Below are 26224 nucleotides of genomic sequence, written 5' to 3'. Positions count from 1 at the left end.
ACTACCCCAGCATTCTGTTGGCGATTTGGTTTTGGCGCTGGGCGATTCGCGCGCGCCAGCCATCCTCGGTGATTTTGTTGTGCTCGTAATGCGGCAGTGCGGCCGGGACGGCGTCGAAGTCCACGAGCTCGACGCTGGGTCCGTCCGCCTCGGTGAGATGACGTGAGACCCGTTGCCAGCGGAACTGTAGGAATCCGCGAGGGTGCCCCAGTGTTTCGACCCAGTTGGTGACGCCGGGGTTCTGGTCGGCGACGACGATGCGGATCTTGCCGTCGGGATCTGCCTGAGCCTGCGCGGCGTTCAGCGAGGTTTGGTGGTTGATGTAGTCCAGCGAGATGTACCACATGCTGCCCAGCTGGAAGCCGAGATACGGCGCGTCCGTCACCGGCAGCGTGATGATCAGAGCCTGGTTGGGCCGCAGGTCGAAATGCCCGGCGGATGAATACTGAGTCGACAAGCCGCCCGGCGTCAGCCGCGGTGAGACCATGGTGTTAACCGGGATGTTCAGATAGAACCACTGCGGAAACTGGAGCCAGGTCTTTACCCGGTTGACGAGTTGCTTTCCTGCTGTGCTGTAACGCTTTTCGATGGTGGCGCGGGTCAGCGGTGGCGGCGCGGTACCCGCGGTGTCCAGGCGGGTGACCGCCAAGGTGCCGCGCTGCTGCGACCAATCGCCGTAGACCTCGCGAATCACCAGCTGTGCAGGGCCGGTCGGCCGCACCCGCCACTCGAAACTGCCGTCGTCGGCGATCTCGAGCTCACGGTCGTCGAACGCGGCCTGGCTGGCCGGCACATTGTCGTCGGTGTATTCGCCGCCGAGCAATTGGAAGCTCAGGTCCGTCGTGGTGCCGCGGGTGCCGGTGACCAGGTAGTCGTGGTTGGCATGCACCCGGCAGCCGAAGTAAAGGGTGTCCGGATTGTCCAGGCCCATCTTGGTGAACGGACCAGTGCCAGACAGTAGGAATGGATGGTCGCGTTCATAGTCGAACGCCAGGTGTGTGCAGGCGGCAATACAGCCGGCCAGGTATTGCAGTCCTTCGAGCAGGTCGGCTTCGGTCTCGATGTGCGGCGCGGCCACTACGAGTTCCTCGGCCTCGGCGATGGCGTCGATGAGCGGCTGGGAGAACACGCCTAGACGCTAGAACGTGTTCTATTTTTCGTCAATGGGCGAACATTCCGAGGCGTCGGCCGCGGCGTTCAAAGACGAGGCCGACTCACTACGGCGCGCACTGCTGCGACAGATCGATCAGATGCTGCCGCACATCGGGATGCCGGTTCAGGTAGTCGATGGCGCTGCCGTTACCGCCCTCGGCCCGTGATTTGGCTTGCAGCTGCGCGTGGAGGTCAGGATGCCGCTGCAGGTACGAGTCGATGGAGTTACCGACGGTTTGGTCGCACGCGGGTTCCGCGTTGGCTGTGCCCGCCAAGGGCAGCGCGATCACGGCCGCGGCGGCTGCAGTGAGCAGCCCCCCGGCGAGCAGGCCGTGCGGTCTGCGGCGAATGTGGTTAGAAGCGGTCATCGGCTCGGTCCTTTTGTGCGGTATTTCGTCGCTCTATGTCTGCTAATCGAGAATACTCGCGACAGCGTTAGCGCAGCTGGGCCTGGCAGGCCGGGAAATGCACCTGCGCCGGGTGGGTCGGGCTGCAGGGGCTCGGCGCGGAGTGCGCAGCGGGCACCATGGCCACCACCATTGCCCGATGCGGCGCGGGCCAAACATGGATTCGATTGAGCGGCCTGCGTGAAACGACTCGGCCGCCGACGGTTGGCTTGGCATGCGCGTCATAAAGTTATGCGCGACAGGCGATGTGCAACGACGCGCTAGCGGCATCACGTCCGCCGGGTAGGAGGAGGCATGCCGATATCGCCACAAATCTCGCTTCAGCTGCGCACATTCACCGACGATCAGGACCACGCGTGGACTTCGACGCTGGCGTTGGGGCAGGCCATGGATGTTGCGGGCATTGACCGCGTCGTCGTCTCTGACCACGTCGTATTCGGCGAAAACCCGGACGCGTACAGCAACCCGGCGCTGGGGGGGATCGCCGGCGGCCGCCAACCGACGGGCCCCGATGGGCAGTGGCTCGAGCCGCTGACAGTGCTCACCGCGCTGGCGGCGATGACGACCCGCATCCGGCTCGGTACGGCGGTGCTGCTGGCCGCGCTGCGCCGCCCTGCTGTCCTTGCCAAGCAGGTCTCGACCCTGGACGTGTTGTCAGGCGGCCGGGTTGATCTGGGTGTGGGCGTGGGATGGCAGCGCGAGGAGTACGAGGCGGCCGGCTTGCCGTTCGAGCGCCGCGGAAGGCTGCTCGATCACACGCTGGAAGTGTGCAATGCGCTGTGGACAGCGCAGCGCAGTTCCTATCGGTCACCCGAATTGTCGTTCGACAAAATTCACCAGATGCCCAAACCCGTTCAGGTTGGCGGAGTGCCGATCTGGGTTAGTGGCACGGTGAACGACGCCGTCGCACGCCGGTTGAGCAAGTTCGGTCGCGGCTGGATCCCGTGGGGCTCCGCCGTGAGCGATCCTGCGGGAGCCATCACAGCAATGAAGGACAAGATCGCCGACCTCGGTGGTGACCCCGTTGACCTGCAGGTCCTCGGTCATGCGACAACCGTCAAGCGACCCGACCGTTCGGTCGACATAGCTGCGACCGTGGCATCGGCTGCGCCGCTGATCTCGGCCGGTGTGACCGATGTGCGGGTCACCGTGTCGCTGCCGCGTGAGGTCAGCCGCGCGACTGATTTGCTGACCGAACTCGTCGAAGCGTTCCGCGCGGCAACCCGCTAAGTCCTGGCAGCCTCTTCGCGCTTGATCTCCAGCGCGATGTCGATCAGCTGGTCTTCCTGGCCGCCGATGAGTTTCCGCTGGCCGGCCCGGTGCAGCAGTTCGTGGGCGGGCACGCCGTAGCGTTCGGCTTGCCGGACGGCGTGCTTGAGGAAGCTGGAGTACACCCCGGAGTACCCCATGACCAGCGCGTTGCGGTCCAGCAGACATTCGGCGGGCATCGCCGGGCGCACCACGTCTTCGGCGGCGTCGGCGATATCGAAGAAGTCGATGCCGGTCTTGACGCCGATCTTGTCGAACACCCCGATCAGCGCCTCGACCGGCGCGTTGCCGGCGCCGGCGCCGAAGCGCCGCACCGACCCGTCGATCTGCTTGGCCCCGGCACGCACGGCCTCCACGCTGTTGGCCACCCCGAGCCCGAGGTTTTCGTGGCCGTGGAATCCGACCTGAGCGTCGTCGCCGAGTTCGGCGACCAGCGCGGCAACCCGGTCACGCACGCCTTCGAGCACCAGCGCGCCCGCCGAATCGACCACGTAAACACACTGGCAGCCGGCGTCAGCCATGATCCGGGCCTGTTTGGCCAGCTTCTCCGGCGGAATGGTGTGGGCCATCATCAAGAACCCGACGGTTTCCAGACCCAGCTCGCGCGCCAGGCCGAAGTGCTGGATGGATACGTCTGCCTCGGTGCAATGGGTGGCGATCCGGCAGATCGACCCGCCGTTGTTCTGGGCTTCCTTGATGTCCTCTTTGGTACCGACACCGGGCAGCATCAAAAAGGCGATCTTGGCTTCGCTGGCGGTCTCGGCGGCCAGCTTGATCAGCTCTTGCTCGGGGGTTTTGGAGAACCCGTAGTTGAAGCTCGACCCGCCCAGCCCGTCGCCGTGGGTCACCTCGATCACCGGCACGCCGGCCGCGTCCAGCGCCGCGACAATGGCACCGACCTCGTCTTTGGTGAACTGGTGGCGTTTGTGGTGGCTGCCGTCCCTTAGCGAGGTGTCCGTGATTCGGACGTCCCAGATGCTGTCGGTCATCGCGCGCCTCCTGCCGTGGCAGACAGTGATTCCTTGGCGATTTCCTCGCCGACCTTGGTCGCGGCAGCGGTCATGATGTCGAGGTTGCCGGCGTAGGGCGGCAGGTAATCACCGGCGCCCGACACTTCCAGGGATGTCGAGACCAGCGCCTGCCCGCCGGAGTTCATCGACGGGTCGTCGAACTGCGGTTCGTTGAGCAACCGGTAGCCGGGCACATAGGTCTGGACCTCGGCCACCACGTCGCGAATGGACTGCGCGATCGCGTCACGGTCGGCGTCTTCGGGGATGGCGCAGAAGATGGTGTCGCGCATGATCATCGGCGGATCTGCGGGGTTGAGGATGATGATTGCCTTGCCGCGCTTGGCACCGCCGATCGTCTCCACCCCCTTGGACGTGGTCTTGGTGAACTCGTCGATGTTGGCCCGGGTGCCCGGCCCGGCCGACACTGACGCCACCGACGCCACGATCTCGGCATAAGGCACGTCCACCACCCGCGACACCGCGTACACGATCGGGATGGTGGCCTGCCCGCCGCAGGTGATCATGTTGACGTTGGGGGCGTCCAGGTGCTCGCGCAGGTTCGCCGGGGGAATCACCGCCGGCCCGACGGCGGCCGGGGTCAGATCGATGGCCCGAATCCCGGCCTCGGCATAGCGCGGGGCCGCGTCGCGGTGCACATAAGCGCTGGTGGCCTCGAACACCAGGTCGGGCTTTTCGTCCTGCGCCAGCAGCCAGTCCACTCCTTCGTGGGTGGTCTCCAGGCCCAGTTTGCGGGCCCGGGCCAGACCCTCGGACTCCGGATCGATGCCGACCATCCAGCGCGGCTCCAGCCATTCCGAGCGCAGAAGCTTGTACAGCAGGTCGGTGCTGATGTTGCCCGATCCGACGATGGCGACGGTTGCCTTGGACGGCATGTTTGCTCCTCTTATTCGAACGTCAGCCGGACGGACCCCAGTCCGGCAAAATCGGCGACGAAATCGTCGCCCGGCCGCGCATCGATGGCCCGGGTGCATGAGCCGGGCAGCACGATGTCCCCGGCTCGCAGGCGCACCCCGAAACTTTCCACCTTGCGCGCCAGCCACGCCACCGCGGTGACCGGGTTGCCCAGCACCGCGTCGCTGCGGCCCTTGGCCACCACTTCCCCGCTTCGGGTCAATACCGCGTCGATCGTTCTGATGTCGATGTCGGCCGGCGACACCCGCGCCTGGCCCAACACAAAGCCGGCTGACGAGGCGTTATCGGCGATGGTGTCGCACAGCTTGATCTGCCAGTTGGTGATGCGGGTGTCGATCAACTCGATCGACGGCACAAACGCCTCGGTGGCGGCCAGCACGTCGTTCTCGGTGCAGCCGGCCCCGGGAAGGTCGGCGGCCAGGATGAATCCCACTTCGACCTCCACCCGCGGGTAGAGATAATTCGCCGCGGTGACGGGCTGATCTTCGAATACCTGCATCTCGTCGAGCAGGTGGCCGTAGTCCGGTTCGTCGACGCCCATCATCTGCTGCATCGCCAGCGACGACAGCCCCACCTTGTGGCCCACAATCCGGGCCCCCTCGGCCACCCGCTGGCGGATGTTGATCAGCTGGATTTCATAGGCGTCCACGACGTCGATCTCCGGGTGGGCGGCCGTCAACGGCGAAATCGACTCACGACTCCGCTCAGCCTGCGCCAGGTCGGCGGCCAGCTCGTCACGGGTGGCAACCGAGATCATTGACCGAAGTCCCCTCGTCGGTGTGACCGGGGCGGTAGCGCCCAGCCAGGGCAATTCTATAACGTGTTCTACATGACAGCTCAGGAGTACGACGTCGTCGTAGTCGGCAGCGGTGGCGCGGGCATGGTTGCTGCCCTCACCGCCGCTCACCGGGGTCTCTCGACACTAGTCGTCGAGAAGGCAGCACACTACGGTGGTTCGACCGCTCGCTCGGGAGGCGGCGTCTGGATTCCCAACAACGAGGTCCTCAAGCGCGACGGCGTCACCGACACCACCGAAGCGGCACGCAAATACCTGCACGGAATCATCGGCGACGTCGGCGAGCCCGAACGCATCGACACCTATCTGCAGCGCGGACCCGAGATGCTGTCGTTCGTTCTCGAGCACACACCGCTGAAAATGTGTTGGGTACCGGCCTACTCCGACTATTACCCGGAGGCGCCGGGCGGGCGCCCCGGCGGCCGTTCCATCGAGCCAAAGCCGTTCAACGCCAACAAGCTCGGACCTGATCTGCCCGGGCTGGAGCCGCCGTACGGCAAGGTTCCACTCAATGTCGTTGTGATGCAGCAGGACTACGTCCGACTGAACCAACTGAAGCGACACCCGCGCGGCGTGCTGCGCAGCCTGAAAGTCGGTGCCCGCACGATGTGGGCCAAGGCGACCGGCAAGAACCTCGTCGGGATGGGGCGCGCGCTGATCGGACCGCTGCGAATCGGATTGCAGCAGGCCGGTGTTCCGGTGCTTCTCAACACCGCTTTGACGGATCTCTATGTCGAGGACGGTGTGGTGCGCGGGGTGTATGTCGTCGACAGCGCTTCCGACGCTGCGGAGCCGACGCTGATCATGGCGCGGCGCGGCGTGATCCTGGCAAGCGGCGGCTTCGAGCACAACGAGCAGATGCGGGTGAAGTACCAACGAGCGCCGATCACCACCGAGTGGACGGTAGGCGCCAAGGCGAACACCGGTGACGGCATCCTCGCGGCCGAAAAGCTTGGCGCGACATTGGAACTGATGGAAGACGCCTGGTGGGGACCGACGGTGCCGCTGGTCGGCGCACCATGGTTTGCGTTGTCGGAGCGCAACTCCCCCGGGTCGATCATCGTCAACATGTCGGGCAAGCGGTTCATGAACGAATCGATGCCCTACGTCGAGGCCTGCCATCACATGTACGGCGGAGAGCACGGCCAGGGACCCGGGCCGGGCGAGAACATTCCGGCGTGGCTGGTGTTCGACCAGCAATACCGCGACCGCTATATCTTCGCGGGACTGCAGCCTGGACAACGTATTCCACGCAAGTGGATGGAATCCGGCGTGATCATCCAGGCCGACACCCTAGAGCAGCTCGCCGAGAAGACGGGCCTACCCGTCGACGAGTTCACCGCGACCGTGCAGTGCTTCAACGGCTTTGCGCGCTCCGGCGTCGACGAGGACTACGGCCGCGGGGAGAGCGCCTACGACCGCTACTACGGCGACCCGACCAACAAGCCCAATCCCAACCTCGGCGAGATCAGCCACCCGCCCTACTACGCGGCCAAGATGGTCCCCGGCGATCTGGGCACCAAGGGCGGTATCCGTACCGACGTACACGGCCGCGCGCTGCGCGACGACGGCAGCGTCATCGATGGGCTGTACGCGGCGGGCAACGTCAGCGCCCCGGTGATGGGCCATACCTATCCCGGGCCGGGCGGCACCATCGGGCCCGCGATGACATTCGGCTACCTGGCGGCGCTGCACATCGCAGGGGAGAATTAAAGATGCCAATCAACCCCGAAGTCGCGCTTGCTGCCGAGTTGGACCCGATCGAATTCTCCTGGAGCAGCAGCGATGTGCAGCTCTACCACTTGGGTTTGGGCGCCGGCGCCGACCCGATGGATCCCCGCGAGCTTCGCTATCTGATCGACGACACACCGCAGGTACTGCCGACGTTCGGCAACGTGGCCGCCACCTTCCACGCCACCAAACCGCCGACCGTGCAGTTTCCCGGCATCGACATCGAGCTGAGCAAGGTGCTGCACGCCAGCGAACAAGTTTCGGCGCCGGCACCGTTGCCGCCGTCCGGTTCGGCGCGCGCCGTCACCCGGTTCACCGATATCTGGGACAAGGGCAAGGCCGCGGTGATCTGGTCCGAAACCGCGGTGACAGCACCGGATGGCACCCTGCTGTGGACGCAACGGCGGTCGATCTTCGCCCGCGGCGAAGGCGGATTCGGCGGTGAGCGGGGGCAGTCGACGTCGACGGCCGCACCGGATCGGGCGCCCGACGTCGAGCTGAAGATACCGATCCTGCCGCAGCAGGCGCTGCTATACCGGCTGTGCGGAGACCGCAATCCGCTGCACTCGGATCCCGAATTCGCCGCGGCCGCAGGGTTTGAGCGTCCTATCCTGCACGGCCTCTGCACGTATGGCATGACGTGTAAGGCCATCGTCGATGCGCTGCTGGACGCCGACGTCGCGGCCGTCGGCTCCTATAGCGCCCGCTTCGCCGGTGTGGCGTTTCCCGGCGAGACGTTGCGAGCCGACGTCTGGAAGGAAGACGGGCGCATGCTGGCCAGCGTGGTCGCGCCGTCGCGGGAGAACGCCGTCGTGCTGTCTGGTGTGGAACTGGTCCCGGCGTAATCCCGCTATTCCGCCGACTGTGAAGTTAGGTTCACGCTGACGCTCGAGAGTGAGACTAACTTCACGCTCGGCGGACTAATGCTGCGCGGACACGGCGAATGATGTCCATTTCCCGATCGCCGGCCAGTACCCGGATAACGATCCAGCCGCAGCGTTGGAGCCTCTCGTGGCGCTTCACGTCCCACCTGTAGCGGACGCGATCCTTGCGATGTTGTTCGCCGTCGTACTCGACTGCCACCTTCACTTCGGGCCAGCCCATATCGAGATAGGCGAATGCCTCGCCCCAGTTGTTGTAGACCGGGATTTGGGTCTGCGGCCTGGGTAGCCCCGCTTGAATCAAGATGACGCGCAGCCAGCTTTCCTTCGGCGATTCCGCACCGGCATCGACCAGATCCAGTGATACCCGTGCGCGCGCAATCCCCCGCCGACCGTCGTAGCGCTGCATGATTGTCTGTACCTCTACATCTTTGAGCTCGGCGGCGCGTGCCAACGCGTCGAGGCCGGCCACCCCTGGGATTGTGGGATGCCAGCAGGCCAGATCGACCGCAGTCCTCGCTGGGGTAGTGACGAGCACACCGCCCACTGTCTGGATCTCGTCGGGCTGCGGGCGATCGCTTCGCACCTGCAGCCCCGGCAGCCGATGCCGGTTGTCGTGGATAAGTTCAGCGGGCTGTGCGGCGTCCACCCATTCGCTGCCATGCAACGCCGCTGCGGAGAAGCCGGCGACGACGCCGCGCCGTCGCGACCATAACCACGCCGCCGTAGCACGGTCGGCAGCCGTGATCTCGATGTCGTTGGCGATGTAGACATCGCGGAACAGCCGGGTATGACGCGTGGTCAGCTGGCGCTTGGTCACAGTGCCCGCCGAGATGGCCTCGCTGGCGATGAATGGTCCCGCCATGGCGGCAGCGTGTCATGGGTGGCACGGCGCGTCACTTCACCCGTCGAACGTGAAGTTAGGTTCACACTCGGCGGCCAACGTGAACCTAAGTTCACGCTCGCGGGCAGAGGAGGGCGTCGACTAGCCCAGGATCAAGCCCGACGTCGGCACGCCGGTGCCGGCGGTGACGAGCACATGCTCGACGTCGGGCACCGGGTTCACTGACGTTCCTCGCAGTTGCCGTACGCCTTCGGCGATTCCGTTCATGCCGTGGATGTAGGCTTCGCCGAGCTGACCACCGTGTGTGTTGATCGGCAGCCGCCCGCCGATCTCGATTGCCCCGTCGGCGATGAAGTCCTTGGCCTCGCCCCAGCCGCAGAATCCCAACTCCTCCAATTGGATCAGCGTGAACGGGGTGAAGTGGTCATACAACACCGCGGTTTGGATGTCGGTGGGCTTTAGCCCGGACTGCTGCCAGAGTTGCTTGCCGACGAGCCCCATCTCCGGTAAGCCGTCGAGCTCGGGCCGGTAATAGCTGACCATCGAATACTGGTCCGGACTCGACCCCTGGGCCGCGGCCTCGATGACGGCGGGCCGGTTCTTCAGATCCTTGGCCCGCTCCACCGATGTGACGACGAGGGCCACCGCACCGTCGGTCTCCTGGCAGCAGTCAAGCAGCCGCAGCGGTTCGGCGATCCACCGTGAATTCTGGTGATCCTCGATCGTGATCGGCTTCTCGTAGAAGTACGCCTTCGGGTTTTTGGCAGCGTGCTTGCGATCGGCGACCGAGATCGCCCCGAAGTCGCGGCTGGTCGCGCCGGACAGGTGCATGTAGCGCTTGGCGATCATTGCAACCTGTGCGGCGGGCGTGGAAAGACCATGCGGATACGAGAACGAGTTGTCGACCCCGGTCGAGTCCGCGTTTTCCACCAGCCGGGTCTGCACCTGCCCGAACCGCATGCCCGATCGTTCGTTGAAAGCCCGATACGCCACAACGCAATCCGCGACGCCGGTTGCCACTGCGATGGCTGCCTGCTGGATCGTGGCGCACGCCGCGCCCCCACCATGATGGATTTTGGAGAAGAACTTCAGCTCCCCGATTCCGGTGGCCCGTGCAATCGCGACCTCGGTGTTGGAGTCCATCGTGAAGGTGACCATGCCGTCGACGTCGGCCGGTGTAAGGCCCGCGTCGTCAAGCGCGTCGAGCACGGACTCGGCGGCCAACCGCAACTCGCTGCGCCCCGAGTCCTTGGAGAAATCGGTGGCGCCGATGCCGGCAATCGCGGCCCTACCCGAGCGGGGGTACCTCCCGCTTGCGGGGGACATCAGGCATCTCCGATCGTCAATGTCGCATTCGCGATGACGTGGTCGCCAAGGCTGTTGCTGCCCACGATCTTCAACGTGATCAAGCCGTCCTCGATGGCGGTCACCTCGCCCTTGAACGTCACCGTGTCGTAGGAGTACCACGGCACACCCAGCCGCAGCCCGATCGACTTGATGATCGCAGTCGGTCCGGCCCAGTCGGTGATGTAACGCTGCACCAAACCGGTATCGGTCAGGATGTTGACGAAGATGTCCTTGGATCCCTTGGCTTGCGCCTTGTCCCGATCGTGGTGCACGTCCTGATAGTCGCGGGTGGCGATCGCCGTCGAGACGATGAAGGTCGGATCGCCGTACAGCTTGAGCTCTGGCAGCATCGTGCCGACCTCGACTGCCGGCGCGCTCATGCGTCCGGCTCCCACGCGTACAGCGTCCACGCCGGACCCACGTCGTTGGCGGGAAAGTCGATATACGTTGCGTGTACAGGCATTCCGATCTCCACCGATGCGGGGTCCACGTTGCGAAGCTCGCCGAGCATCCGCACGCCTTCTTCGAGTTCGACGAGCGCGATGACGAATGGCAATGTGCGGCCGGGCACCTTCGGGGCGTGATGCACTACGAAGCTGAACACCGTGCCCTTGCCACTGGCAACGACGTAGTCGATCGACACCTGTTTGTCCTGCCAGATCGCCGGTACCGGCGGATGGTGCAGGCTGCCGTCGCCCCGCTTCTGGATACGTAACTCATGGGCGTTGACGCCATCCCAGAAGAACTTGGTATCCCGCGAGGACGCCGGCCGCATCATCTTGTCGGCCTCGAGGTCCTCGGGCACCGGCGCAGCAGCAGACTGCTGGTCGCGCGGAATGAACTTCAAGATCCGCCAATTCATTTCGGCGACATCCTCGTCGCCCACCTGCCAGGCGATGTGCTGGTTGATGAAATAGCCCTCGCCCAGCGCGGTCTGCTTGGGGCCGACGACATCAGTCAGCTCGGCGGTCACGCTGACCTCCTCGCCGGGACGGAGATAGCGGTGGTAGGTCTGCTCGCAGTTGGTCGCGACCACTCCGACGTAGCCGGCATTGTCGAACAGCTCGATGATCTTGCCGAGTGGGTCGTCGTCCGGACGAGACCCACCGAGCCCCATCATGGTCCAGACCTGGATCATTGCCGGCGGCGCGACAACGCCCGGATGGCCGGCCGCTTTGGCGGCCGCCTCGTCGGTGTAGATCGGGTTCTGGTCGCCGATGGCATCGACCCAGTGGTGAATCATGGGCTGGTTCACCGGATCCCGGCCCAGCCGCGGCTTGCTCTTGCCCGCCGCCTTCACTTGTTCGACGGCAGCTTGCAGATCCCTCATCGCGGGACCCTCGGGACTTTGAGCCCAGCGGCAGCGATCATCTCTCGCATGACCTCGTTGACGCCGCCGCCGAAGGTGATCACCAGATTGCGCTTGGTCTGGGAATCCAGCCACTCCAGCAGCTCGGCGGTCTCCGGCTCGGCGGGGTTGCCGTACTTGCCGACGATCTCCTCGGCAAGTCGGCCCACATACTGAACCCGCTCGGTGCCAAACACTTTCGTCGCCGCGGCGTCGGCCACGTTGATGTCCTCGCCTGCGGCGGCCACCTGCCAATTAAGTAACTCGTTGATCCGCCAGATCGAATGGATTTCGCCGAGTGCGCGTTTGACGTCGTCGTGATCGATCGGGGTGGCACCGTCGCTGCCGGGCTTGGACGCCCACGCGTGCACCCGGTCGTAGATGGTGGCGAAGCGGCCGGCCGGGCCCAGCATCACCCGCTCGTTGTTGAGCTGGGTGGTAATCAGCCGCCAGCCGCCGTTCTCCTCGCCGACCAGCATGTCCGCCGGCACCCGGACGTCGTTGTAGTAGGTGGCGTTGGTGTGGTGGGCACCGTCCGCCAGGATCATCGGCGTCCACGAGTAGCCGGGATCTTTGGTGTCGACGATCAGGATCGAAATCCCTTTGTGCTTCACGGCCTCCGGATCGGTACGGCAGGCCAGCCAGATGTAGTCCGCGTCATGGGCACCAGTGGTGAAGACCTTTTGACCGTTGACGATGTACTCGTCGCCGTGGCGCACCGCGGTGGTCCGCAGCGACGCGAGGTCGGTGCCGGCTTCCGGCTCGGTGTAGCCGATCGCGAAGTGCACCTCACCGGCCAGGATCGCCGGCAGGAACTTCTTCTTCTGCATCTCGCTGCCATACACCTGCAGGGTGGGGCCCACCGTCTGCAGTGTCACGGCAGGCAACGGCACGTCGGCTCGATGAGCTTCGTTGACGAAGATCTGCTGCTCGATCGGGCCGAAACCCAGGCCGCCGAACTCTTTTGGCCAGCCGACGCCGAGCTTGCGGTCCTGACCCATCCGCCGGATCACTGCTCGGTAAGCCTCGTTGTGCCGGTCCGATTCCATCGCCTTGGCTTCATCCGAGGAAATGAGATTCGAAAAGTACTGCCGCAGTTCGGCTTGCAGCTGCCGCTGCTCCGGCGTCAGGTCGATGAACATTGCGCTCCCACCAGGTCGAGACGATGCGACGGCCCGCCCAGCAGCCGGGTCAGGTCTTTGATCGTGGAGTAGTAGCGGTGCATCGGGTAGTCGATGTCCATCCCCATCCCGCCGTGCAAGTGGTGGCAGATTTGCATCACCGGCGGCGCCTGCGATGCAATCCAGTAGCCGAGCACGTCGAGGTCGTCGGCGGCGTCGCGGCCTTCGGCCAACCGCCAGACCACCGATGTCGCCGCCAAATCGATGGTCCGCGAGGCGATGTAAACCTCGGCGAGCTGAGCGGCCACCGTCTGGAAGGTCGACAGCGGCTTACCGAATTGCTCGCGACTGCCCACGTAGTCGGCGGTCAGCCGAAGCGCGCCGGCGACCAGTCCGGCCGTGTAGGCGCCGATCATCGCCAACGCCAGCTGGTTGACCCGGTGGGCGCTGGCGCCGTCCAGCACGCCGTTTACCTCGACGTCGGCGAATGTCACCACGTACTCGTCGGATCCGTTGGACGTCGGCGTTTTCACCGCCTGCACACCGTCGGCGTCGGACGCGACCACCGCGACTCCGCTGTCAGCGGTGACCAGAATCCACTGGGCCTGTTCGGCATACGGGACCGCGACTTTAATTCCGGAGAGCCGGTTGTCGGCAAGCGTGGTGGCGGGCCGCTCCGGCAGTGCGGCGCCGGGCTCGTTCAGCGCGGCGGTGAGCAGCGACCCGTTGGCCAGCCCGGCGAGGTAGCGGTCCTGCTGATCGTCGGAGGCCAGGTCCAGCAGCGGCACCGCGCCGAGTCCGAGGGTGGCCAGCGCCGGCCCGACGACGCCGTGGCGACCGATCTCGGTCAGTGCCGTCGCCACCTCGGGCAGACCGACACCGTCGCCGCCGAGACGTTCCGGCACCGGCAGCGCGGTCACTCCGCCTGCGACTAACGCGTCAAAACTGTTGTCCCGGTCCAGCACCGAGGTGACCACATCGGCGACAGCCTGTTGTGCCGGGTCCGGACTGAAATCCACCCGAATCCTCCTTGATTCACTTACCCGCAGTCTGCGATCAGTGCGCGACAGGGCACTTTCCGCTGTAGTCGACCTGCCAGTGCTTGATGCCGTTGAGCCACCCCGACCGTAGCCGCTCCGGTTGCGCCAGCGGCAGCATGTCCGGTGCATGGTCGGCTACCGCGTTGAAGATCAGGTCGATCGTCAACCGGGCCAGGTGGGTGCCGATGCAGTAGTGCGCGCCGGTCCCACCGAAGCCCACATGCGGATTGGGGTCACGCAGAATGTTGAAGGTGAACGGGTCGTCGAAGACTTCGTCGTCGAAGTTGGCGGAGCGGTAGAACATCACCACTCGCTGCCCCTTCTTGATTTGCACACCGGACAACTCATAGTCCTCCAGCGCAGTGCGCTGGAAACAGGTGACGGGCGTTGCCCAGCGGACGATTTCGTCCGCGGTGGTCGTCGGGCGCTCTTTTTTGAACAGCTCCCACTGGTCGGGGTGCTCGGAGAACGCGATCATGCCGTGGGTGATCGAGTTGCGAGTGGTCTCGTTGCCGGCGACCGCCAGCATCACCACGAAAAACCCGAACTCGTCGTCGGAGAGTTTCTCGCCCTCGATGTCGGCGTTGATCAGCGTCGTGACGATGTCTTCACCGGGATTTTCTGTCTTGGCGGCGGCCAGTTGCATGGCGTACTGGATCAGCTCGACCGACGACATCTGCGGGTCGATGTCGGCGTATTCGGGGTCTTCGCTGCCGGTCATCTCGTTGGACCAGCGGAACAGCTTGTCGCGGTCTTCCAACGGAACGCCGAGCAGACCGGCGATGGCCTGTAGCGGCAGCTCGCACGACACCTGCTCGACGAAATCGCCGGTCCCGGCCGCCGCGGCCGCTTTGACGATGTTTTGCGCGCGTTCGTTGAGCTCGTCACGCAGGCGCTCGATGTTCCGCGGAGTAAAGCCGCGGGAGATGATGCGGCGCAGCCGGGTGTGGTGCGGTGCGTCCATGTTGAGCATGACGAACCGCTGAACCTCGATGTTCTCCCGGGTCATCTCGTCTTCGAACCGCGGAATCACGCAGTTCTCGTAACTGGAGAAGACCTCGCTGCGCAGCGACACCTCCTTGACGTCCTTGTGCTTGGTGATCGCCCAATAGCCGCCGTCGTTGAAGCCACCACCCTTGCCGGGAGCCTGCTCGATCCAGTGGATCGGCGCGAGGCGACGCAACTCGGCGAACTCATCGACCGGAAGACCCTCGACATTGATGTCAGGGTTGAGGAAATCGAACCCTGCGGGCAGATTGGGGGTTGGCATGCGTGCGCTCCTCAATGCAACGTGTTCTAGTGCCAGTAAAACACGGCTTCACCGCAGACAAAAGGCGGGAACGCATCCTCGCTTGTCAGAGTAATGAAACGTGTTCTAGCCTGGCCGCATGGGTAATCCTGTCATTGTTGAAGCCACCCGCAGCCCGATCGGTAAGCGCAACGGATGGTTGTCGGGGCTGCACGCCACCGAGCTACTGGGTGCGGTGCAAAAGGCGCTGGTCGATAAGGCCGGCATCGACGCGGCCGATGTGGAACAGGTCATCGGCGGGTGCGTGACCCAGTACGGCGAGCAGTCAAACAACATCACCCGGGTGGGCTGGTTGACGGCGGGTCTGCCGGAGCACGTGGGGGCCACCACCGTGGACTGCCAGTGCGGCAGTGGGCAACAGGCCAACCACCTGGTGGCGGGATTGATCGCCGCCGGCGCCATCGACATCGGGATCGCCTGCGGCATCGAGGCGATGAGCAGGGTCGGGCTGGGTGCCAACGCCGGCCCGGACCGCGGCGCCATCCGGGCCGAATCGTGGGACATCGACATGCCCAACCAGTTCGAGGCCGCCGAGCGCATTGCCAAGCGGCGCGGCATCACCCGAGAGGACATCGACGAGTTCGGCTTGGCCTCGCAGCGCCATGCCAAGCAGGCCTGGGACGAGGGCCGCTTCGACCGCGAGATCTCACCCATCGAAGCACCGATGCTCGACGAGCAGAAGCAGCCAACCGCCGAGCGGCACATGGTTGGCCGTGACCAGGGTTTGCGGGACACCACGCTGGAAGGCCTCGCCCAGTTGAAGCCGGTGCTCGACGGCGGTATCCACACCGCGGGCACGTCGTCGCAGATCTCCGACGGTGCCGCGGCGGTGCTGTGGATGGACGAGGAAAAAGCGAAAGCCATCGGTTTGAGGCCGCGGGCCCGAATCGTCAGCCAAGCACTCGTCGGCGCGGAGCCCTACTACCACCTGGACGGCCCGGTGCAGTCCACCGCGAAGGTGCTGGAGAAGGCCGGCATGAAGATGGGCGACATCGACCTCGTCGAGATCAACGAGGCATTCGCGTCGGTCGTGCTGTCCTGGGCGCGGGTACACAATCCCGACATGGCCCGGGTCAACGTCAACGGCGGCGCCATTGCGCTGGGGCATCCGGTGGGTTGCACCGGCAGCCGATTGATCACCACCGCGCTGCACGAACTGGAGCGCACCGACCAGAGCACCGCGCTGATCACGATGTGCGCCGGTGGCGCCCTGTCGACCGGCACCATCATCGAGCGGATTTAGGTGAGTCAGGTTTCCGACGCCGAGCGGATCGCAGCCGCGCAGTCGTATATCGACGCACTGGCCACCCACCGCGCAGACGGTGTTCCGTTCGCGCCGAACTGCGTCCGGATCGAGGCCGGTCTCAAGACCGGCTTTTCCGGAAACCACCTGCGGCGCAGCCTCAATCGCGGTGCGCAGTACCGGGTGATCGCAGCGACCACCACCCCGGAGTTCAGCGTCGACGGCGATCAGGTGCGGGCGCGGTTCGACGTGATCACCAAGCCGTCGTTCGCGGGCCGCCGGGTGTGCGCGCACGTCGACGAGACGTTTCTCATCCCGGATGGCACGATCCATCACATCCGGGCTCACCTTCGCCCGTTCATTCGACGTTAGGTAACACCGCCGATGGCCAATCCACCGCGCGCCCTCAACTCTGCCCGCACCGGCACGTTCATCAAATGGATGTCGCGGGTCAACTCGTGGCTGTATAAGGCGACCGGCGGCAAAGTCGGTGGCAAGTTCCTGCAGGGCGCGCCGGTGGCGCTGTTGACCACCACCGGCCGCAAGACCGGGCAGCCGCGGGTCAGCCCCCTGCTGTTCCTGCGCGACGGTGACCGCGTGGTGCTGGTGGCGTCGCAGGGCGGCCGCACCAACAACCCGATGTGGTACCTGAACCTCCAGGCCAACCCGCAAGTGCAGGTGCAGATCAAAAAGGAAGTACTCCGCCTGACGGCGCGCGACGCCACCGACGACGAGCGCGCACAGTACTGGCCGCGGCTTGTCGAGATGTACTCCTCGTTTGACGACTACCAGTCCTGGACCGACCGGGTTATACCGGTCGTCATCTGCGACCCGTAACTTCTATTCTGGGCTGCGTGACACAGCAACGCTGGATTCGCAACTCACGGTTCCTGGCCCTGTTGCTCAAATACTTCGCCCGCGGCCACATTTGGGTGTACCGCCGCACCAATGGCCGACTCGGTGCGAAATTGTTGTGGTTTCCGGCGGCGCTGCTGACCACGACCGGCCGCAAATCGGGCGAGCCGCGGACCACGCCGACGCTGTACCTGCGCGACGGCGATCGGGTGATCGTGCCGGCGTCTTTCGGTGGCCGCGCCGAGAACCCGACTTGGTATCTCAATCTGCAAACCAACCCGATCGTCGAGGTGCAGATCCGCGCCGAGCGGCTACAACTTGCCGCCCGCGACGCCACCGACGAGGAGCGGGACCGCTACTGGCCGCCGCTCACCAGGATTTATCCGCCCTACCGCGGATACCGCGACGCCACCGACCGGGTGATCCCGTTGGTGGTCTGCGAACCCGCATAGCGCACCATTGACGGCGGATCAGCCGGGCAGCCTACCGACTTGGCGCAGCCCGGAAAAAGTGTCGGCCAACGTCTCGCGCGGGTCGCGGTAAGTGATGCCGAGGTCTTGCTCGCTCGGTGTGTCATCTGACGGCGGCATCTGCGTGTAGTACTGCATTGCCGCCTCGCTGATCGGCGTATCGAAGGGCAGATACCCGCCGACAGCGTCGAATGCCCGGCCGATGCCGCGCAACAGAATGTCCGGCAGCGGGTATGTCCGAAGTGGGCGCCCCGCCGCCGAACCGATCATCGATGCCAAGTCGCCGATCGCGACGCGTTGGCCCCCTGCCATGTATCGGCGCGGGCCCCTGCCGGGCGTGAGCAGCGCAGCGTGCAGCGCCGCGAGATCGCGAACGTCGACGATGGTCCAGGCGGCGCCGCGCCCGGGCAGGCCGCGCATCTGAATCGCCGCCTGCACGCCGTCGGCTGCCTCGCCGAACTGGCTCCCGGCAGGTGGGCCGAGCACCATTCCCGGATAGGTGATGGCCACCGGCGCTCCCGACTCCTGCAGCGACCGCGCATAGGTCTCCACCGCCGCCTTGGACCGGCCATAGCCGTCGGTTCCGCCGACGACCGGGAGTTGGGCGCGGAGCATCTTGAGCCCCGGCCGGAACAGCGCAGTAAAACTCGACACATGCACGACCGGGTCCAGGCCGCGCTCCACCGCCGCGCCGAGCACATGCCGACCGCCGTCGAGGTTCGTCCGCAGCATCACATCAGCCTGGTGTGGGTCAGTGGAAACCATTGCAGCGCAGTGGATCGCCGCGTCGCAGCCGTCTAAAGCCACGCCAGTCGCCTCGGCGTCGGCAATGTCGCCGACGACGTAGTCTGTGGCGTCTACGCCAAGCAATGCGACGCTCGTCGTCAGCCGCGCCGGGTCGCGGACAAGGAACCGCACCCGATGACCGGCATCAGCCACGGCCTTCGCCGTCCAAGCGCCGACGAAACCGGTTCCACCGGTCACCAGAACTTTCACCGCTTGCTGCTCTCAGGCTCCGTAGACCGGGACCGGTGGCCGCGATTTGGCCAACAGGTCGGTGACTACCGGCCCGAGTTCGGCCGGATCCCACATCGCGCCCTTGTCGACCTGCGGGCCGTGCGCCCACCCTTCGGCGACGCGGATCTTGCCGCCCTCGACTTCGAAGACCTTGCCGGTCACATCCTTTGACTCGGCACTACCCAGCCACACCACCAACGGCGAGATGTTCTCCGGCGCCATCGCGTCGAAATCGTCGCCCTGGGTTGCCATCATCTCCGCGAAGACCGTCTCGGTCATCCGGGTGCGGGCCGACGGCGCGATCGCGTTGACGGTGACGCCATACCGACCCATCTCGGCGGCGCCGATGAGCGTCATGGCCGCGATGCCGGCCTTTGCGGCACTGTAGTTCCCTTGGCCGACGCTGCCCTGCAGGCCCGCACCGGAACTGGTGTTGATGATCCGCGCGTCAACGGTTTTGCCCTCTTTGGACAGTCCGCGCCAGTACGACGCGGCGTGGCGCATCGTGGCGAAGTGTCCTTTGAGGTGCACGGCGATAACGGCATCGAACTCTTCCTCGCTGGTGTTGGCCATCATCCGGTCCCGCACGATGCCGGCGTTGTTGACCAGAACGTCCAGGCCACCGAATGTCTCGACCGCGGTCTGAACCAGGGCGGCCGCCTGGTCCCAGTCGGCAACGTTGGATCCGTTGGCGACGGCTTCGCCGCCGGCTGCGGTGATCTCGTCGACCACGCTCTGCGCTGCGCTGCCGCCGCCCGCCGGCGAGCCGTCCAGCCCAACCCCGATGTCGTTGACCACAACACGCGCACCCTCGGCCGCGAAGGCCAGCGCATGCGCGCGGCCGATACCACCGCCCGCTCCGGTGACGATGACCACTCGGCCGTCGACCAAACCCATATCGTTGACTCCTCTACTTGATCGCATTCGTTGTGGCCAGATAATGCGGCGGCTCGCCGCCACCATGCACTTCCAACGCGGCACCGCTGATGTAGGAGGCCGCGTCCGACGCCAGAAATGCCGCAGCCCAGCCGATATCGTCCGGCTTGGCAAGGCGGCCGAGCGGCACATTCTTCGAAATCGCCGCAATCGACTCGGCGTCGCCGTAGAACAAGTCGGCCTGCTCGGTTTCCACCATGCCGACCACCAACGCGTTCACCCGGACCTTCGGCGCCCATTCCACCGCCAACGTCTGGGTGAGACTTTCCACACCCGCCTTGGCCGCACCGTAGGCGGCGGTGCCCGGAGTCGGTCGCCTGCCGCTGACACTGGCGATGTTGACGATCGAACCGCCGCCCGGCTGATGCTGCATCTTGTCGTTTGCGTGTTGTGAAACCGACAGCGCACCAATGAGGTTGAGTTCGATGATCTTGCGGTTGAATTTGGCGCTGGAATCCGCGGTGAGCACGTACGGCGAGCCGCCGGCATTGTTGACGACGACGTCCAAGCTACCGTGCCGGTCGACGACGGCGTCGATCATCGCCTTGACGGCGTCGTCGTCGCGGATATCGCACGAGTGGAACTCATAGGGCAGTCCCTCGACCTCGCGCCGCGCACAGGTGACCACCGTCGCGCCCTGCCCGGCGAAAACCGCGCTGATACCGGCGCCCACTCCGCGGACGCCGCCGGTAACCAGCACCACCCGCCCGGCCAGGCCCAGATTGATCGCTGGGTCTCCTTCGGCGCGGGTCACTGTGCTAGCGTACCAAGCAAGTGCTTGCTTAGGTAGCCGACCCCAGGGAGTGCCAATTGACGATCACATCCGCCGTCAAAGAACCGGGCATCGTCGCGGTCACCGTCGACTTCCCCCCGGTCAACGCCATTCCATCGAGCGGCTGGTTTGAACTCGCCGACGCGCTGACCGCCGCCGGCAACGGCCCCGATACCCACGCAGTGGTCCTACGGGCCGAGGGCCGCGGCTTCAACGCCGGCGTCGACATCAAGGAGATGCAGCGCACGGAGGGATTCACCGCGCTGATCGATGCCAACCGCGGTTGCTTCGCCGCGTTCCGCGCGGTCTACGAATGTGCGGTCCCGGTGATCGCGGCGGTCAACGGCTTCTGCGTCGGCGGCGGCATCGGGCTGGTCGGCAACGCCGACGTCATCGTCGCGTCGGACGATGCCACGTTCGGTCTACCGGAGGTGGAGCGCGGCGCGTTGGGCGCGGCCACCCACCTGTCCCGATTGGTGCCGCAGCACATGATGCGGCGGCTGTTCTTCACCGCGGCCACCGTCGATGCCGCCACCCTGCACCATTTCGGCTCGGTGCATGAAGTGGTGCCGCGAGATCAGTTGGACGAGGCCGCGTTACGGGTCGCGCGTGACATCGCGGCCAAGGACACCCGGGTGATCCGGGCCGCCAAGGAAGCGCTGAACCTCATCGACGTGCAGCGAGTCAACTCCAGTTACCGTATGGAGCAAGGCTTTACCTTCGAACTCAACCTCGCGGGCGTCGCCGACGAGCACCGCGACGCGTTCGCCGGCACGGAAAAGGGCAAGAAGTGAGCGACAAGCGGACCACCTTCGACGACGCCGTCGCGCAGTTGCGCAGTGGGATGACCATCGGGATCGGCGGCTGGGGGTCGCGGCGCAAGCCGATGGCCTTCGTTCGTGCGATCCTGCGTTCGGATGTCAAGGATTTGACCGTCGTCAGCTACGGCGGCCCAGACATCGGATTGCTGTGCTCAGCAGGCAAAGTGCGCCGCGTCTACTACGGCTTCGTCTCGCTGGACTCGCCACCGTTCTATGACCCGTGGTTCGCCAAGGCGCGCACCAGCGGCGCGATCGAGGCCCGGGAAATGGACGAGGGCATGCTGCGCTGTGGGCTACAGGCAGCGGCGCAGCGGCTACCGTTCCTGCCGATTCGCGCCGGGCTGGGCAGTTCGGTGCTCGACTTCTTCGAGGGTGAACTGGCCACGGTCCGCTCGCCGTATCCGTCGCCGGACGGGCGGCACGAGACGCTGATCGCGATGCCGGCACTGCGACTGGACGCCGCATTCGTACACCTGAATCTCGGTGATGTCCAAGGCAATGCCGCCTACACCGGTATCGATCCGTACTTCGACGACTTGTATCTGATGGCCGCCGAGAAGCGCTACCTGTCCGTGGAGCGGCTGGTCTCGACCGAGGAGCTGGTCAAGGCAGTACCGCCGCAGGCGCTGCTGGTGAACAGGATGATGGTCGACGCTGTTGTGGAAGCCCCCGGCGGCGCCCACTTCACCACCGCTGCACCCGATTACGGACGCGACGAGAAATTCCAACGGCACTACGCCGAGGCCGCTGCGTCGGAGGAGAGCTGGCAACAGTTCGTCACCACTTATCTGTCCGGCAGTGAAGCCGACTATCAGACGGCCGTGCGTAAGTTCGAGGAGTCCGCATGATCACCCGAGCCGAAGTTTGCGTGATGGCCTGCGCCGAGCTGTTCCGCGACGCCGGCGAGATCATGATCAGCCCGATGACCACCGTGGCCTCGGTCGGTGCGAGGCTGGCCCGGTTGACGTTCTCCCCCGATATCCTGATTACCGACGGAGAGGCACAACTTTTGGCGGACACCCCGACGCTGGGCGCCACCGGCGCCGTCGAGGGCTGGATGCCGTTCGGTCGGGTGTTCGAGACGCTGGCCTGGGGCCGCCGGCATGTGGTCATGGGTGCCAATCAGGTTGACCGCTATGGCAATCAGAACCTGTCCGCGTTCGGCCCGCTACAGCAGCCGACCCGGCAGATGTTCGGCGTCCGCGGCGCACCCGGCAACACGATCAACCACGCCACCAGCTACTGGGTCGGCAACCACTCCAAGCGGGTGTTCTGCGACTCCGTCGACGTAGTGTCGGGGATCGGCTACGACAAAGTCGACCCGGACAACGCGGCGTTCCGGTTCGTCAACGTGCACCGGGTGATCTCCAATCTCGGCGTGTTCGATTTCGGCGGTCCTGACCACACGATGCGGGCACTGACCCTGCACCCGGGCGTATCCGCTGAGGATGTGCAGGAGGCCACCTCGTTTGAGGTACACGGCTTGTCTGACGCGCAAGAGACTCCGCCGCCGGGCGAGGACGAGCTGCGGTTGATCCGCGAGGTCATCGATCCGAAGTCGTTGCGCGACAAGGAGGTGCGGTCATGATTATTCCGCCTCCTCGCCCCCGCAAGCGGGAGGTACCCCCGCATCGCTCTTGTGCTCTGCAATTTCGGCGGTGGCTATGAGGCTGCGAACGCCGCTGACCGAGCTGGTCGGCGTTCAGCACCCGGTCGTGCAAACCGGGATGGGCTGGGTAGCCGGGGCGCGACTGGTCTCGGCCACCGCGAACGCCGGCGGCCTGGGTATCTTGGCATCGGCGACGATGACCGTCGACGAGTTGGCGATTGCGATCGGGAAAGTCAAGGCCGCCACCGACAAACCGTTCGGTGTCAACATCCGCGCCGATGCTGCTGACGCCGGCGACCGGGTGGATCTGATGATCCGCGAGAGCGTGAAAGTGGCGTCGTTCGCGTTGGCGCCCAAGCAGGAACTGATCAACCGGCTCAAAGACGCTGGCTCAGTGGTGATTCCGTCGGTTGGCGCCGCCAAGCACGCCCGCAAGGTGGCCTCCTGGGGTGCCGACGCGGTGATTGTGCAGGGCGGCGAGGGCGGCGGGCATACGGGCCCGGTTGCGACGACGCTGCTGCTGCCGTCGGTGCTGGACGCGGTGAACATCCCGGTGATCGCAGCCGGCGGCTTTTTCGACGGCCGCGGGCTGGCCGCGGCGCTGAGTTACGGCGCGGCCGGGGTGGCGATGGGCACCCGGTTTCTGCTCACCTCGGATTCCACCGTTCCCGACGCGGTCAAACAGCGCTATCTGGAGTCCGCGTTGAACGGGACGGTGGTCACCACCCGTGTCGACGGCATGCCACACCGCGTGCTGCGTACAGGGCTGGTCGAGAAGCTGGAAAGCGGCTCGCGGGCAAGGGGTTTTACCGCCGCGATACGCAACGCCGGCAGATTCAAGAAGATGTCGCAGATGACGTGGCCATCGATGATCCGTGACGGCCTGGCGATGCGCCACGGTAAGGATCTGACGTGGTCGCAGGTGGTGATGGCCGCCAACACCCCGATGTTGCTGAAAGCCGGACTGGTGGAAGGCAACACCGATGCCGGCGTACTGGCCTCCGGTCAGGTGGCCGGCATCCTCGAGGATCTGCCGTCGTGCGCGGAGCTGATCCAGACGATCGTGGCCGACGCCGTCAAACACCTGCAGGCGGCATCCACGCTGGTGGAGTAGCCGTGCGCGCCGGGTCCGGCCTTCGAGCCACCTGCACCACCTCGTCGATCAGTCGTGTCGGATAGACCGGCACCGCGACAGCGGGATCGTCGAGGCAGCAGCCATCATCGAGGGCGAAAGCCTGTTTACCGATGGGTGATTGAATAACTGCGCGTCCGGTGCGATCGCCGGTAAGGCCGCGTGACAGCACCGCGGCGCGCGAGAACGGGTCGATGTTGCCGATGGCATGCAGCGAACCGTCGTCGAGCCGAAACAGCGCCACCTGCGATCCGTCGTCGAGCAGCACGGCGACCCCGCGGCCTGGGATGAGGTAGTCGTAGTCGCACGCTGAGGTCCAGCTCTCCTTACTGGACACCGGCAGCACCGCTCACGGAGTCGCCCGTCCCACCACGAGCGGGCGGACGATCCGCGGCACGCCGCGCCACACGGTGTCGTCGGCTGCGACCCTAAAGCCGCAGGCGCGCATCAGCTCGATGGTCTGCCGGTTGCAGCAGCAGCCGCCTGCGAAGCGACGCCATGGTTGGAGCAGGCTGTCTTGGCACGCCGCGAGGAACCGAGAGCCCGCCCGCACGTGTTCGATGAACAGCAACTGCCCGTCCGGCCGGAGCACGCGTGCGATCTCACGAAGCGCGCGTGCTGGATCGTCGACGGTGCAAAGGACGAGCGTCGAGACGACGGTGTCCACGGACGCGTCGGCCAGCGGCAGCCGCTCCGCAGATGCGTCGACGATCCGCGCGATGCGCGCGTGCCGCTGCAGACGACGCGCGAGCCGTTGGCGCATTCCCGGCTCGGGCTCGGCGAGCACGAGCTCGGTGAGACCGTCGGGATAGTGCGCGATGTTCAGCCCAGTGCCGGCGCCGATTTCGACGACGCGTCCGCGGGCGCCGCCCAGGAGCGTCCTGCGCCGGCGGCGCATGCCTGCTATCTCACCCAGCGAGAGAAGCGGGTCGTACATCAGCGCGAATATCCGCAGCCACGTTGCAGATTGCGTACCCGCCGGGAGCTCGGTGTTTGATTCGGTGCTCGCGATGTCCGTCATCCAGCGAACGTACGAGTGGTCGCATCGTGGGCGCATCGCTCAACGCGGCCATCTTCCGCAGATGGCCCCTTTCGGCTATCTCACAGCAGCCCGAGATGCGCCGCCTCCGCGACGGCGGCCGTCCGTGAGGTGCGACCCATCTTGCGACGGATGTTCGCGACATGGCGGTGAACGGTATGCGGGCTCAAGACGAGCTGCTCTGCGATCTCGCGATCGCTGAGGCCGCGCGCGACGCAGGCGAGGATCTCACGCTCGCGACTGGACAGCAGGACAGACTCTTGCTCGCTCGTTTGATGCGCCGGCGACTGCACCGGACCCAGCGCTTCGCGGCAGGCGCGCACAACGGAATCGACGTCACCGAGCCAGGGAAAATGCGCGCTGCCCTGCAGGGGGATGAACGTCGCATCTGGGATCGCGGCGGCGACCTCACGCCCGAGCCGGTAAGGGACGGCGCGATCGTCGCGGCGATGCACGACCCATACCGGCGGACGGACGACCGGAAGCTGTGCGCGGACATCGAGGCGATAGACGAGATCCAGCAAAGCTGCAGCGGTCTCGGCACTCGCCGCCTCCCGCTGGAACCGCGCGAAGCGTTCCTGCTCCGCAGAGTCGGCACCTCCGAGGAATAAGTCACTCAGCAGGCGCGACCCCAGTCCCCAATGCGCGCGTACGGCCGCAAGGATCGCGGTCCCGACGCCTGGTGCCGTAATCGCCGCGCCATCGGGATAGGACCCGTAGAGCACCAGGCGCTCGACGCGCTCGGGGAACGCTGCGGCAAACGCGATCGCGGTGCAGCTTCCGGATGAGCCGCCGAACAGCGACACCCGTTCGAGCCCAAGCTCGTCGAGAAGCGCGCACAGCGTCGCGACTTCCGCGTCGAGATTCAGATCCGACTCTTGCACCGTGCGGTCCGACATGCCGACGCCGAGTCGGTCGTAGCGGATTAGTGCGTAGCCAGCCGCGACTTCTTCCCAGAATCGCCGAAAACCCGCGCTCTGCCAGTCGAGTTCGAGGTGACTCAGCCACCACGCGGGAGCCACGAGCGGTGGGCCGTCCCCGCGTATCTCATACGCCACGCGGCGGGCGCCGCGGGGGAGGAAGCGAATCGCGGACTCAGCCAGCATCGCATGAGTGTACGACCAGCGCCTTTATGCCGCGAC

General features: G+C 65.6%; 29 protein-coding genes. 11 read left to right on the top strand and 18 right to left on the bottom strand.

Features of this window, described 5'->3' with window-relative positions; genetic code table 11:
* Position 1 precedes the first annotated feature (1 nt).
* Both AC5Y42_RS17240 and AC5Y42_RS17235 read right to left on the bottom strand, forming a co-directional pair.
* Positions 2–1129, bottom strand: coding sequence for a hypothetical protein (locus tag AC5Y42_RS17240; RefSeq protein ID WP_499899813.1), 1128 nt, complete (start codon positions 1127–1129; stop codon positions 2–4).
* Positions 1130–1217: 88 nt separating this feature from the next.
* The gene (locus AC5Y42_RS17235; RefSeq protein WP_499899812.1) at positions 1218–1520 is read right to left on the bottom strand and encodes a hypothetical protein; all 303 of its coding nucleotides are present in this window, start codon (positions 1518–1520) and stop codon (positions 1218–1220) included.
* 333 nt (positions 1521–1853) lie between these two features.
* On the opposite strand from AC5Y42_RS17235, the gene AC5Y42_RS17230 reads away from it, so the two are divergent.
* On the top strand, positions 1854–2789 hold the full coding sequence (locus AC5Y42_RS17230; RefSeq protein WP_499899811.1) for a TIGR03619 family F420-dependent LLM class oxidoreductase: 936 nt from the start codon (positions 1854–1856) through the stop codon (positions 2787–2789).
* Here AC5Y42_RS17230 and dmpG read toward each other — a convergent pair.
* The 3 genes from dmpG to AC5Y42_RS17215 are packed head-to-tail and all read right to left on the bottom strand — an operon-like array spanning position 2786 to position 5528.
* Complete coding sequence (dmpG, locus tag AC5Y42_RS17225) at positions 2786–3817, bottom strand: 4-hydroxy-2-oxovalerate aldolase (RefSeq protein WP_499899810.1); 1032 nt, start codon at positions 3815–3817, stop codon at positions 2786–2788. The two genes, AC5Y42_RS17230 and dmpG, sit on opposite strands and share 4 nt — an antisense overlap.
* Complete coding sequence (locus AC5Y42_RS17220; protein WP_499899809.1) at positions 3814–4731, bottom strand: acetaldehyde dehydrogenase (acetylating); 918 nt, start codon at positions 4729–4731, stop codon at positions 3814–3816. The genes dmpG and AC5Y42_RS17220 overlap by 4 nt, the downstream gene beginning before the upstream one ends.
* 11 nt (positions 4732–4742) lie before the next feature.
* Positions 4743–5528: a 2-keto-4-pentenoate hydratase gene (locus AC5Y42_RS17215; protein ID WP_499899808.1), complete on the bottom strand. Its 786-nt coding sequence runs from the start codon at positions 5526–5528 to the stop codon at positions 4743–4745.
* Positions 5529–5600: 72 nt separating this feature from the next.
* On the opposite strand from AC5Y42_RS17215, the gene kstD reads away from it, so the two are divergent.
* Together kstD and chsH3 are read left to right on the top strand one after the other, a co-directional pair.
* Positions 5601–7280 carry a 3-oxosteroid 1-dehydrogenase gene (kstD, locus tag AC5Y42_RS17210; protein ID WP_499899807.1) on the top strand — a complete coding sequence of 560 codons (1680 nt, stop codon included), beginning with the start codon at positions 5601–5603 and terminating at the stop codon, positions 7278–7280.
* A 2-nt stretch (positions 7281–7282) separates the two neighbouring features.
* A complete protein-coding gene (gene chsH3, locus AC5Y42_RS17205) occupies positions 7283–8143 on the top strand; it encodes an enoyl-CoA hydratase ChsH3 (RefSeq protein WP_499899806.1) in 861 nt (286 codons plus the stop codon).
* Positions 8144–8204: 61 nt separating this feature from the next.
* Here the strand turns inward: chsH3 and AC5Y42_RS17200 are convergent, their stop codons facing one another.
* From AC5Y42_RS17200 to AC5Y42_RS17170, 7 genes are all read right to left on the bottom strand, one after another.
* Positions 8205–9044, bottom strand: coding sequence for a type IV toxin-antitoxin system AbiEi family antitoxin (locus tag AC5Y42_RS17200; protein WP_499899805.1), 840 nt, complete (start codon positions 9042–9044; stop codon positions 8205–8207).
* A gap of 120 nt (positions 9045–9164) precedes the next feature.
* Entirely contained in the window at positions 9165–10349 is a 1185-nt protein-coding gene (ltp2, locus tag AC5Y42_RS17195) for a 17-hydroxy-3-oxo-4-pregnene-20-carboxyl-CoA lyase (RefSeq protein ID WP_499899804.1), read from the bottom strand.
* Positions 10349–10750 carry a MaoC family dehydratase gene (locus AC5Y42_RS17190; RefSeq protein ID WP_499899803.1) on the bottom strand — a complete coding sequence of 134 codons (402 nt, stop codon included), beginning with the start codon at positions 10748–10750 and terminating at the stop codon, positions 10349–10351. Before AC5Y42_RS17190 ends, ltp2 begins: the two co-directional genes overlap by 1 nt.
* Positions 10747–11700 carry a bifunctional MaoC family dehydratase N-terminal/OB-fold nucleic acid binding domain-containing protein gene (locus AC5Y42_RS17185; protein WP_499899802.1) on the bottom strand — a complete coding sequence of 318 codons (954 nt, stop codon included), beginning with the start codon at positions 11698–11700 and terminating at the stop codon, positions 10747–10749. The genes AC5Y42_RS17190 and AC5Y42_RS17185 overlap by 4 nt, the downstream gene beginning before the upstream one ends.
* Positions 11697–12860, bottom strand: coding sequence for an acyl-CoA dehydrogenase FadE29 (gene fadE29, locus AC5Y42_RS17180; protein WP_499899801.1), 1164 nt, complete (start codon positions 12858–12860; stop codon positions 11697–11699). The genes AC5Y42_RS17185 and fadE29 overlap by 4 nt, the downstream gene beginning before the upstream one ends.
* Positions 12845–13858 carry an acyl-CoA dehydrogenase family protein gene (locus AC5Y42_RS17175; RefSeq protein WP_499899800.1) on the bottom strand — a complete coding sequence of 338 codons (1014 nt, stop codon included), beginning with the start codon at positions 13856–13858 and terminating at the stop codon, positions 12845–12847. Before AC5Y42_RS17175 ends, fadE29 begins: the two co-directional genes overlap by 16 nt.
* Before the next feature lie 37 nt (positions 13859–13895).
* Positions 13896–15149, bottom strand: a complete 1254-nt coding sequence (locus AC5Y42_RS17170; RefSeq protein ID WP_499899799.1) for a cytochrome P450 — start codon at positions 15147–15149, stop codon at positions 13896–13898.
* Between the two features lie 118 nt (positions 15150–15267).
* On the opposite strand from AC5Y42_RS17170, the gene AC5Y42_RS17165 reads away from it, so the two are divergent.
* The 4 genes from AC5Y42_RS17165 to AC5Y42_RS17150 are packed head-to-tail and all read left to right on the top strand — an operon-like array spanning position 15268 to position 17738.
* Entirely contained in the window at positions 15268–16431 is a 1164-nt protein-coding gene (locus tag AC5Y42_RS17165) for a steroid 3-ketoacyl-CoA thiolase (RefSeq protein WP_499899798.1), read from the top strand.
* The gene (locus tag AC5Y42_RS17160; protein WP_499899797.1) at positions 16432–16803 is read left to right on the top strand and encodes a DUF8021 domain-containing protein; all 372 of its coding nucleotides are present in this window, start codon (positions 16432–16434) and stop codon (positions 16801–16803) included. It abuts the gene before it with no gap.
* 12 nt (positions 16804–16815) lie between these two features.
* Positions 16816–17268, top strand: coding sequence for a nitroreductase family deazaflavin-dependent oxidoreductase (locus AC5Y42_RS17155; RefSeq protein ID WP_499899796.1), 453 nt, complete (start codon positions 16816–16818; stop codon positions 17266–17268).
* Positions 17269–17285: 17 nt separating this feature from the next.
* Positions 17286–17738 carry a nitroreductase family deazaflavin-dependent oxidoreductase gene (locus AC5Y42_RS17150; RefSeq protein ID WP_499899795.1) on the top strand — a complete coding sequence of 151 codons (453 nt, stop codon included), beginning with the start codon at positions 17286–17288 and terminating at the stop codon, positions 17736–17738.
* An 18-nt stretch (positions 17739–17756) separates the two neighbouring features.
* On the opposite strand, the gene AC5Y42_RS17145 is transcribed toward AC5Y42_RS17150, so the two are convergent.
* From AC5Y42_RS17145 to AC5Y42_RS17135, 3 genes are read right to left on the bottom strand one after another with little or no spacing between them, the layout of a single operon-like run.
* Positions 17757–18752, bottom strand: a complete 996-nt coding sequence (locus AC5Y42_RS17145; RefSeq protein ID WP_499899794.1) for an NAD-dependent epimerase/dehydratase family protein — start codon at positions 18750–18752, stop codon at positions 17757–17759.
* 12 nt (positions 18753–18764) lie between these two features.
* A complete protein-coding gene (locus AC5Y42_RS17140) occupies positions 18765–19670 on the bottom strand; it encodes an SDR family oxidoreductase (protein WP_499899793.1) in 906 nt (301 codons plus the stop codon).
* 13 nt (positions 19671–19683) lie between these two features.
* A complete protein-coding gene (locus AC5Y42_RS17135; RefSeq protein WP_499899905.1) occupies positions 19684–20436 on the bottom strand; it encodes an SDR family oxidoreductase in 753 nt (250 codons plus the stop codon).
* A gap of 83 nt (positions 20437–20519) precedes the next feature.
* Here AC5Y42_RS17135 and echA20 point away from each other — a divergent pair, with 83 nt between their 5' ends.
* From echA20 to ipdC, 4 genes are all read left to right on the top strand, one after another.
* Complete coding sequence (gene echA20 / locus AC5Y42_RS17130; protein WP_499899792.1) at positions 20520–21275, top strand: (7aS)-7a-methyl-1,5-dioxo-2,3,5,6,7,7a-hexahydro-1H-indene-carboxyl-CoA hydrolase; 756 nt, start codon at positions 20520–20522, stop codon at positions 21273–21275.
* Positions 21272–22150, top strand: coding sequence for a cholesterol ring-cleaving hydrolase subunit IpdA (gene ipdA, locus AC5Y42_RS17125; protein WP_499899791.1), 879 nt, complete (start codon positions 21272–21274; stop codon positions 22148–22150). The genes echA20 and ipdA overlap by 4 nt, the downstream gene beginning before the upstream one ends.
* Complete coding sequence (gene ipdB / locus AC5Y42_RS17120; RefSeq protein WP_499899790.1) at positions 22147–22890, top strand: cholesterol ring-cleaving hydrolase subunit IpdB; 744 nt, start codon at positions 22147–22149, stop codon at positions 22888–22890. Before ipdA ends, ipdB begins: the two co-directional genes overlap by 4 nt.
* Before the next feature lie 70 nt (positions 22891–22960).
* Positions 22961–24025 carry a (3aS,4S,5R,7aS)-5-hydroxy-7a-methyl-1-oxo-octahydro-1H-indene-4-carboxyl-CoA dehydrogenase gene (gene ipdC / locus AC5Y42_RS17115; protein ID WP_499899789.1) on the top strand — a complete coding sequence of 355 codons (1065 nt, stop codon included), beginning with the start codon at positions 22961–22963 and terminating at the stop codon, positions 24023–24025.
* Here the strand turns inward: ipdC and nirD are convergent.
* The 3 genes from nirD to AC5Y42_RS17100 all read right to left on the bottom strand — a co-directional run bounded on the left by nirD (position 23988) and on the right by AC5Y42_RS17100 (position 26188).
* Positions 23988–24380 (bottom strand): nitrite reductase small subunit NirD, encoded by a 393-nt coding sequence (nirD, locus tag AC5Y42_RS17110; protein WP_499899788.1) that lies wholly within the window; start codon positions 24378–24380, stop codon positions 23988–23990. The genes ipdC and nirD overlap by 38 nt on opposite strands.
* A 12-nt stretch (positions 24381–24392) precedes the next feature.
* Positions 24393–25064 (bottom strand): class I SAM-dependent methyltransferase, encoded by a 672-nt coding sequence (locus AC5Y42_RS17105; protein ID WP_499899787.1) that lies wholly within the window; start codon positions 25062–25064, stop codon positions 24393–24395.
* A gap of 80 nt (positions 25065–25144) precedes the next feature.
* Positions 25145–26188 carry an alpha/beta fold hydrolase gene (locus tag AC5Y42_RS17100; RefSeq protein ID WP_499899786.1) on the bottom strand — a complete coding sequence of 348 codons (1044 nt, stop codon included), beginning with the start codon at positions 26186–26188 and terminating at the stop codon, positions 25145–25147.
* Positions 26189–26224: the final 36 nt, after the last annotated feature.

The sequence above is a fragment of the Mycobacterium sp. NGS48 genome, from assembly GCF_059812585.1.
Note: the sequence above shows the minus strand (reverse complement) of the source record. Positions and strands in the feature narration are given on the sequence as shown.